At 41.0% G+C, this 7,765-nt stretch carries 5 protein-coding genes and 1 rRNA gene; all 6 read left to right on the plus strand.

The genetic code is table 11. From position 1 onward, the window contains the following. The first annotated feature begins 37 nt into the window (after nucleotides 1-37). Nucleotides 38-2,563, plus strand: coding sequence for a DUF5686 and carboxypeptidase-like regulatory domain-containing protein (locus BM375_RS12790; protein ID WP_093366597.1), 2,526 nt, complete (start codon nucleotides 38-40; stop codon nucleotides 2,561-2,563). A gap of 13 nt (nucleotides 2,564-2,576) precedes the next feature. Then, nucleotides 2,577-3,350, plus strand: a complete 774-nt coding sequence (locus tag BM375_RS12795; RefSeq protein WP_093366599.1) for an enoyl-CoA hydratase/isomerase family protein — start codon at nucleotides 2,577-2,579, stop codon at nucleotides 3,348-3,350. A gap of 100 nt (nucleotides 3,351-3,450) precedes the next feature. Further along, a complete protein-coding gene (locus tag BM375_RS12800; protein WP_244525900.1) occupies nucleotides 3,451-5,043 on the plus strand; it encodes a M20/M25/M40 family metallo-hydrolase in 1,593 nt (530 codons plus the stop codon). Between the two features lie 92 nt (nucleotides 5,044-5,135). After that, a complete protein-coding gene (locus tag BM375_RS12805) occupies nucleotides 5,136-7,064 on the plus strand; it encodes a polysaccharide biosynthesis protein (RefSeq protein WP_093366601.1) in 1,929 nt (642 codons plus the stop codon). A 185-nt stretch (nucleotides 7,065-7,249) separates the two neighbouring features. Further along, nucleotides 7,250-7,501 carry a hypothetical protein gene (locus BM375_RS17360; RefSeq protein ID WP_093366602.1) on the plus strand — a complete coding sequence of 84 codons (252 nt, stop codon included), beginning with the start codon at nucleotides 7,250-7,252 and terminating at the stop codon, nucleotides 7,499-7,501. Between the two features lie 199 nt (nucleotides 7,502-7,700). Further along, a 16S ribosomal RNA gene (locus BM375_RS17220) occupies nucleotides 7,701-7,765 on the plus strand; the annotation flags it as partial.

Here is a 7,765-nt window from a genome sequence, read left to right on the forward strand (position 1 = left end):
GACCTTAATGTCTGTTAATTAGCGTGTCTGATTGTTTATGAGGAGGTTCTGTTTGTTGAGATTTGTTTTATTGTTTTTGACGTTGTGCCTAGGAATTTTCCAAAGCTCGGCACAACAAAAAATATCTGGAATAGTAGTGAATAAAACTGGCAAGGGAATTCCTTTGGCCAGTGTGAAAGTATTGGAGACAGCGGATGGTACATCCTGTGATTCGACTGGCTATTTTTCGTTTAGCACCACGAAGCAATCACCATTTAAGCTGCTTGTGTCGGCTATTGGCTATCAAGAGGTGGTTTACACGATTGAAAATCAGGCTATCGGGATTAAAATCTTGTTGGAAAGCACTGATCAGGTTATCGATGCGGTAGAGGTCTCTCGAAGACAAAAATATAACAACCGCAATCCTGCTGTAGACTTGATTTACCAAGTTATTAAGCATAAGCGAAGCAATCGATTGGAAAACCAACCCAAACTTTCTTTTGAGCAATATGATAAGTTGCAGTTTGGACTTGTTAATCCGTCAGACCGTTATAAAAAAGGTTTGGGGAGTATGAGCTTCTTTTTTGATAACCTGGATACTTTAACCATTCCAGGAGAAAAGCTGCTCAGTATTTTTATGCAGGAGCAATTGAGCGATGTGTATATCAGTAATAATCCCAAAGCATCTAAAAAAAAGGTGAAATCGCTGTTGCAGACGGACTATGACCAACGGTATGTCAATAACCACAACATCCAGTCTTACCTTTCTTATCTTTTTCAGGACATTGAAATCTATGACGATAATATTTTCTTGATTAATAAGCTTTTTTTAAGTCCGATTGCGAACAATGCACCTGTTTTTTATAAATATTATATTACAGATACCGTCCAAAATGAAGATGGGCGATTTGTAGAATTACAGTTTGAGCCGAGAAACCGTACAGACTTATTGCTGAGCGGGAAATTGCATATTTCTTTGGACAACAGGTATGCTGTGCGGTTGGCGGATATGCAGATCAATAAGGAAGCGAACCTAAACTGGGTCAACGATATGCATATTATTCTAACGTATAAACCCAATGCTGATCATTTTTTGTATTTGGATAAATCGGATGTGCGTATTCACTTCGGTGTGAGGGAACGGGATGCGGTTTTTGGGAGAAAAACGACCAAAAATTATAACTATGATTTTTCTCCTGATTTTACGAATGAAGTGTTTCAGGGCGCTCCTTTAGAAATCGCAACGAGCGCTAAAGAGAATAAGCAAATGGTGACGACGCAACGGCCAGTTACACTTTCTGAGGTAGAAAAACAGGTGTATGCAAATGTAGATTCGTTGAACTCCAACAGAACGTTTAAATCGATACTGGCTGTAGGATATTTATTGGCTCAAGGGTTTCATCCGATGGGTGCCTTCGAGCTTGGCCCTTTGGAATACCTGTATTCCCGAAATAATATTGAAGGAAATCGTATCCGTATCGGTGGGCGTACAACAGCTCTTTTTTCTGAAAAAGTATTTATAGAGGGTTATTTGGCTTATGGTATGGACGACCAAAAATTCAAATATTATGTCAAACCTACTTTTGCACTGAATGGAAAGTCGGTAGCGGAGTTTCCGGCACACTACATACAATTTGGTGTTCAGCATGATATTTTTGATCCCGGGCGGAATTTAGGTTTTCGTAAAGGAGACAGTTTCTTCCAGTCCATTCGGAAAAATCGCCCAACCAAATGGTTGGATACGTATGCTTATCAAGTGAAGCATTTGATAGAATTTGGAAACCACGTAAGCTTGGAAACTGGTTTTACACATCATCGGCGAAGACCTATCGGTGATTTGGAATTTGTGTCTTCGGGAGATCCGAATGTATTGTTGCACGATATTAATACCAATGACTTGGAGATTGTGCTGCGTTGGGCACCATACGAGAAGTTTTACAATAGAAATTTAACACGCCAGACGATCATTGAGAAATATCCCGTATTCAATGTGCAGTATAACCGGGGTTTGAAAGGGTTTTGGGGGGGAGATTATGCGTATGATGCCTTGAGAGCTTCCGTGTCAAAAAGATTTTTCTTAAACCAGTTAGGATTTGCAGATGCAACATTGGCCGGAGGAAAGATATGGGGAACGCTTCCATATCCTTTGTTGGAAATCCCGGATGTCGTGAAGAACGAAGATCGACATGTAATCGATTATGCCAAGATGCGGAATATGGAGTTTGTGGCTGATAGCTATGTTCGCTTTGCTTTTGAACATCAATTGGAAGGCTTTATCTTGAATAAACTTCCGTTGATTAAGAAGCTAAAACTGCGTGAACTTTGGGGAGTGAAAATGTTTTACGGGCAATTATCTGACGCGAATAACCCTTATATCGGTTCGAATGTTGTGCACTTTGATACCGATAGTGACGGCAATATCATGACTCACGCTATGGGCAAATCACCTTATTGGGAAGGTAAGGTTGGTTTAGATAATATTCTAAGCTTTTTGAAAGTGGAGTATATTCGTCGGTTGAACTATTTGCAATTACCAAATGTGGATAAGGATACGTATAGGGTGAGCCTTAATATTAACTTCTAATATTTAGTAAAGTATGTGGAAAAATATCATAGTGGAAGTTCGGGAACATACAGCTTATGTGACCATTAACAGACCAGATAAACTGAATGCTTTGAACAAGGCAACACTTCAGGAATTGCAAGAGATTTTAGGTCAACTGAAAGTAGATATAGAGGTTTGGGGTGTTCTCTTGAGCGGAACAGGTGATAAGGCTTTTGTTGCAGGTGCTGATATTGAAGAATTTGTTGGTCTTTCTGCCACTACATCGAAGGAACTGACTTCATGGGTGCATCAAGAGATTATGGATGTATTGTATCACTTTCCAAAACCTGTTATTGCAGCCGTTAATGGGTTTGCATTGGGTGGAGGTCTGGAGTTGGCGATGGCTTGCCATATTCGCGTCGCAAGTGAACAAGCTAAGCTAGGACAGCCAGAAGTGGCTTTAGGGATTATACCAGGATATGGGGGGACCCAACGCTTGCCCCAATTGGTTGGACGGGGTAAAGCGATGGAGATGATTCTCTCAGGGGAGATGATTTCAGCTACGGAAGCGCTCGATTGGGGGTTGGTCAACCATGTTGTTCCCCAGGAACAGCTGTTTTCTTCCTGTGAAAAAATATTAGAAGCTATTTACCGAAAATCCCCTCAAGCCGTGGCTCTGGCTATTGATGCGGTAAATAGAGGCTTAGAAAATCCGAAATCAGGTTACGAAAGGGAGATTGCAGCCTTTGCGGAAGCTGTAGAAACACAAGATTTTAAAGAAGGTGTGTCTGCATTTTTGGAAAAGCGGAAACCGAATTTTCGATAGGGATTTCTACGTGTAAAATTATAGTCACATACGTAGATTTTTTATTTAATTTACGAAATTTAGACACTATAATGCACTAACACATTTATAGATAAACATCATGAAAATATTCAAACAAACAATGCTTGTTAAATCAGGGGTACGCTTTATTGCGATGAGTGGCTTACTACTTATGGGAACGTCTGTACAGGCGCAATTTGGTCGACCTGCTCCGCAGCAATTGGATCCGGTTGTTGAGCAAATTGTAAAAGAAGCAAATGAAAACTCACAGTTGGAAAAACTTGCTTTTGAGCTTTTGGATGTGGTAGGACCTCGATTGGTGGGCACTCCGGGAATGACCAAAGCTAATGAGTGGGCGGTCAAAACTTTTGAAAGCTGGGGAATTGCTGCAGAAAATCAGCAATTTGGTGAATGGAAAGGATGGGAGCGAGGGATTTCGCATATCGATATGACCTACCCTCGGGTGAAAACATTAGCCGGAACACAATTAGCCTGGAGCCCGAGTACGAAAGGAAAAGCCGTGGAGGGTGAAGTTATTATCTTACCAGATTTTAAAGATTCATCGGCCTTCCAAGCGTGGTTGCCGCAAGTGAAGGGTAAGTATGTCATGGTTTCCATGTACCAACCGACGGGTCGCCCAGATCACAATTGGAATGAATTTGCTCGCCCGGAAACTTTTGAAAAAATGAAAGCGGAGCGGGACGAATTGCTGAAAGCCTATAATGACAATATCCGTGCGACTGGCCTATCTGCAAATTCACTTCCAGGTAAACTGGAAGACGCTGGAGCATTAGGTGTTCTGTCAAGTTTTTGGTCTCGGGAGTTTGGTGCAAATAAGATTTTTGGTGCGCGTACGCAAAAAGTTCCATCTGTAGATATCTCTTTGGAGGATTATGGAATATTGTATCGTTTGGCGAAGAATGGGGTTACACCAAAAGTCCGTATTGAGACGAGCTCTAAAGATTTAGGGAACGTGCCATCGTTTAATACAATTGCGCAAATCAAGGGATCTGAAAAGCCGGATGAGTACGTTATTCTGTCCGCTCATTTGGATTCGTGGGAAGGTGGTTCCGGTGCAACTGATAATGGCACAGGAACAATTGCCATGATGGAAGTTGCTCGTGTGCTCAAGAAGATTCTACCCAATCCGAAACGGACTATTCTCATAGGTTTATGGGGCAGCGAGGAGCAGGGATTGAATGGATCGAGAGCATTTGTGCTGGACAACCCTGCAGTGGTAGAAAAAACACAGGCCGTATTTAATTTGGATAATGGTACAGGGCGTGTTGCTAATATCGATGGTTCAGGGTTTGTACATGCGTATGATTTTATTGGGCGTTGGTTGAATGAGGTTCCTCGTGAAATCACCAAAGATATTAAAACAACCTTCCCAGGAAGTCCTGGCGGAGGGGGATCGGATCATGCGTCATTTGTAGCGGCCGGTGTTCCTGCATTTATGCTGAGCTCTTTGTCTTGGGGGTATTTCACGAATACATGGCATACCAACTTGGATACGTATGATAAGTTGGTGTTTGATGATTTGAGATACAATGTAATTCTGGCCGCAGTTATGACCTATATGGCCGCACAGGAAGATGAGTTGGTGGATCGTGAAAGAAGGGTCTTACCTGAAGGAAATGGTCAAGGTTGGCCATCAATTAGGCAACCACGCCGTACAGGAGTGGGCTATTGACGGATTGCTGTAGAAAATCTAAGAAAAAAATAAGAGGGAGTTGGATTAATCAAAAGGAATAAGTAAGTTTGATTTTGAGGAAGAGTATATAAATGCAGTTGTATTCGTGGATTAGGCGTTTTAGAAAAGATAACCCAAGATGGGTCGTCTTGTTGATAGACTTGTTTATCGTTTTCTTTTGTTACATCTTGTCCAACTTTATCATTAACAGTTTCAAGGGTAGGTTTGATTACGGGATAATGATAAGGAAATCGGTACTTGTTCTTGCCGTATATGGCTTTTCGTTCTATATTTTTAAAACGTATCGTGGTATTATTCGACGATCCGGTTTGCTTGATATACAGCGAATTATGCTTACTGTTATGATGGCAGGAAGCATATTGATGGTCCTTACTTTTCTTAATCGACAATTCACTAGTCCCTCTGATTATTGGGCCATATATCTTCGCCTATCTTATGGAGTTACCTTTATGCATGCATTTTTCACTATTGTAACGATGGTGGCCGCTCGGATTATGTATAAATGGCTGTATGAAAAATTGTTCTGGGGAAAGCAAACTGTTGAACGAGTGTTGTTGATTGGAGCTGGGAATATGGGAAATATTACCTATAATCTATTTCAAAATGATGTTCGTGGTAAATATAAGGTGGTAGGCTTCGCTGATGATAACCGTTCTCGCATAGGTAAAAGGATCAATGGGTTCAAGATATTAGATCTTAATTCTATAGATGAGCAAATGATCCGTTATATGCATGTCGATCATATTATAATTGCTGTTGATGATAACAATTCGGAAAGGATTGCGAGTATCTCATCGAAAATAGAACCGTTACCTGCAAAGCTGAAGATTATGCCATCATCAGCCAAACTTTTGAGTGGAGAAGTGGCTACCCGCCAATTAAGGACATTGAAGATCGATGATTTATTGGGGAGGGAATCGATTAAACTTAATAATCCTATTGTCCATGAATCTCTGGAGGGAAAGATCGTTTTAGTAACTGGTGCTGCTGGGTCAATTGGGGCAGAATTGGCAAGGCAAATTGCTTTTTCCCCTTTTTCAAAACTTATACTTTTAGATCAGGCTGAATCTGCTCTGTACGATGTACAGCAAGAAATTAAAGATATAGCACCGAAGGGGGTTCGTTATATTGTGGGAAATGTGCGGGACAAGATCTTTATGGAGGGGATTTTTGCTAAATATCAACCACAAATAGTATTTCATGCTGCAGCATATAAGCATGTCCCGCTAATGGAGCAAAATCCTTATGAATCTATTCGTACAAATGTTTGTGGATCAAAAAATGTTGCTGATTTGGCGGATAAATATGGGGTTGAGAAGTTTGTTATGGTTTCGACTGATAAGGCGGTAAACCCGACCAACGTTATGGGAGCTACGAAGCGAATTGCTGAGATTTATGTTTCTGCCTTAAATATGCGTAGTGCAACAAATTTTATTGTTACTCGGTTTGGGAATGTTTTAGGATCGAATGGGTCGGTTATTCCTTTATTTGAAAGGCAATTGAAGAAAGGCGGGCCGCTTACGGTAACTCATCCTGATATTATTCGTTATTTTATGACGATTCCGGAGGCTTGTCAACTGGTTCAAGAGGCCGCGATAATGGGTCGTGGAGGTGAGATTTATGTCTTTGATATGGGAGAACCGGTCAAGATAATGGATTTGGCTAAAAGGATGATTCGGTTACAAGGTTTTAGATATCCTGAGGATATTAATATTGAGATTACAGGTTTAAGACCGGGAGAAAAAAAATACGAAGAATTGCTGGCCAATGATGAGAATACCTTAAAGACACATCATGAAAAGATTATGATAGCTAAGGTAAATATGTGTGACATCGATGGTAAGAAAGAAAAGATTGAATCTTTATGTAAGTTAATTCATAATAATAAAGTGCATTCGTCTATGGAGTTGGTTAGCCATATGAAGGAAATTGTTCCAGAATATATTTCTCAGAACTCTATTTACGAAGAACTGGATTCGCAGACCCAAGAAGAACTCTGATTTTTATCTCTCCTGCTATTCTTCGATAGTTGTCCGGGAGCATTCCCGTAGCGTAGCGCCAGGTATGCCGGAGAAGGGGGATCTGCCCCTTTCCCGTTTCCCTAGCGGGTATTCCCCATACGCCCTCAAAAACTATCCTTCAAATTTCCAGCGCTTTAGGTTGTCGTGGTGTTTTATTTTGCGTGATGGTTTGGATTGAATGTATAAAAGTTTCTATCTTTGCACCACTCCGCGAGGGAGGGACGCTGAAAGGAAGTAAAAGGATGCGGGGAACGGATGTTCCTTCAGTCCATACCGGAAGGAAAAAGGGAATCGCCCCGGAAATTATTTTCAAAATAAATTTTGCGGATATAAAAAAGATTCCTACCTTTGCAGTCCCTTCGGAAACGAAGAAAAAAAACAAGAAAAGATTACCTGCGCAAGCGGGGGATATATAGGCCGAAGCGCGATGCGGAGGTTGTAAAAGTTCTTTAAGGAAATGATCATGTTAGCGTAGCGAGTAGCCCTGTTTATCTGGCGAAAGTTATGTGATTACAGTCAGCACGACTGGAAAAACAAGCCCTAAGTCAGATACGGATAGAAATTAAAAAAAGACGATCCTATTTAATTATAAATAGTCGAGTCAAACTTCATTTTACAATGGAGAGTTTGATCCTGGCTCAGGATGAACGCTAGCGGCAGGCCTAATACATGCAAGTCGG

It is taken from the genome of Sphingobacterium wenxiniae, assembly GCF_900116225.1.
In the GTDB taxonomy this organism is placed as follows: Bacteria; Bacteroidota; Bacteroidia; order Sphingobacteriales; family Sphingobacteriaceae; genus Sphingobacterium; species Sphingobacterium wenxiniae.